Annotated in this window: 1 protein-coding gene; it reads left to right on the top strand. The window is 51.7% G+C overall.

The window, feature by feature from the left end; translation table 11 throughout:
• On the top strand, nucleotides 1-1,554 hold a 1,554-nt coding region (locus CK226_RS36210; RefSeq protein ID WP_179301191.1), incomplete at its 5' end, for a hypothetical protein.
• Nucleotides 1,555-1,714 lie beyond the last annotated feature (160 nt).

The raw sequence follows: 1,714 nt of genomic DNA, 5'->3' as shown, positions 1-1,714 counted from the left end.
AAAGGGAGGGGAGAAAAGGGAGGAGGAAAAGAAAGAAGGGAAAAGGGGAGAGAGGGGGGAAAGAGAGAAAAGGGAAAAGGAGGGGGAGAGGAAGAAAGAGAGGGGGAAAGAGGAAAAAGAAAGAAGGAAAGGGGGAAAAGAGGAGAGAAGAAGGAAGAGAAAAAAAAGGAGAAAAAAAGAAGAAAAGGAGAAAAGAGGAGAAGGGAAAAGGAGGAGAAGAGGAAGGAGAGGAAAGAGAAGGGGAGAAGGAGAGGGGAGGAGAAAAGCGGCAGGGAAGGAAGAGGAAAGGGAGGAAGGGAATGGGGGGGAAAGCGCAGTAGGAGTGAAGTGGGGAAGTGCAAAGGGAGGGGTGGGGGAGAGGGCAGAGGAAAGGGAAGAAGAGAGGGAAGAAGAGGGGGAGGGAGAGGAGAGAGGGAGGAGAAGAAGGAAAGAAGAGGAGAAAGGAAGGGAAAAAAGGAGGGGGGGGGGGGAGAGGGAGAGAGGAAAGGGGGAAGAGGAAAAAGAGAAGGGAGGAGGAGAAAGGGAGAAGGAGAAGGAAGGGAAAGAGAAGGGGGGAGGGGAAAAAAAGAAAAGAAGAGAGAGGAAAGGGGAAGGGGAGAGGAGAAGGAGGGGAAAGGGGAAAGAAGGAAAGAGAGGGAGAGGAGGAGGAAAGGGGAGGAGGGAAGAGGGGGGGAGAGGAAAAAGAGGGAAAGGAAGAAGAGGGACGAGAGAAGGGGCGGAAAGGGGAGGGAGGGAAGGAGAGAGAAGGACGGAGGAAAGAACAAGGAAAGAGAAAGGGGAGGAGGGAGGGGGAAGGGGGAGAAGGAAAGAGGAAAGGAGAGGAGAGGAGGAGGGGGAAGGGGGGGGGGAAAGGGGAGAGGAGGAAGAAGAAGAGGAGGAAAAAAGGGAGGAGAGGGAAGAAGGGGAAAGGAAGGAGGGGAAAGGAGGAAAGGAAGAGGAAAAGAGAGGGGAGGAAGAGAGGGAGAAAGAGAAGAGAAAGAAGGAGAGGAGAAGAGGGAGAAGAAGGAAGAAAAAGGAAAAGAGAAAAGAGAAGAAAAGAAAGAAGGAGAAGGAAGAAAGAAAAAAGAAAAGATAGAAGGGGAGAAGAAAAAAAAAGACGGAAAGAAGAAAGAGAAGAGGAAAAAGGAAAAGAGAAAGAAGAGGAGGAGAAGGGGAGGGAAGGAGAGAGAAGAGAAGAGAAAGAGGAGAGGAGGAGGGGAGGAGGAAGAGGAGGAGGGGAGGGAGGGAGAAGAGGAAGAAGAAGGGGGGAGGAGGAGGGGAAAAGAAAAACGGAGAAAGGAAAAAGAAAAAAGGAGGGAAGAGAAAGAGAAAGGAAAAAGAGAGAGAAGAGAAGGAAAAAAGGAGAAAGGAGGGGAGGGAAGAGGGGGAGGAGAAGGGAGGGGAAGGGAGAGGGGGGGAAAGGAGGAGGGGAAAAGGAAGAGGGGAAGGAAAGGGGGGGGGGGGAGGAAGGAAAGGAAGAGGAGAGGGAGAGGAGAAAAGAGAGAAAAGAGGGAGAGGAGAGGGGGAGAGAGGAGGGAAGAAAATAAGAAGAGGGGGGAAGGGGAGGAGGGATGAGAGAAGAAAAGGGAGGGAGAGAAAGAAAGGGGGGAGGAAGAGAGGAGGAGAACGAAAGGGAGGAAGAAAAGAGGAAGGGGGAGAGAATGAGGAAGGGAAAAGGAAGGTGGAGGGAAAGAGAAAGAAAAACAGAAATGAAAGCGATTGAGAGCCACTGGAG

Source organism: Mesorhizobium sp. WSM4311 (assembly GCF_002295115.1).
Lineage (GTDB): Bacteria > Pseudomonadota > Alphaproteobacteria > Rhizobiales > Rhizobiaceae > Mesorhizobium.
Note: the sequence above shows the minus strand (reverse complement) of the source record. Positions and strands in the feature narration are given on the sequence as shown.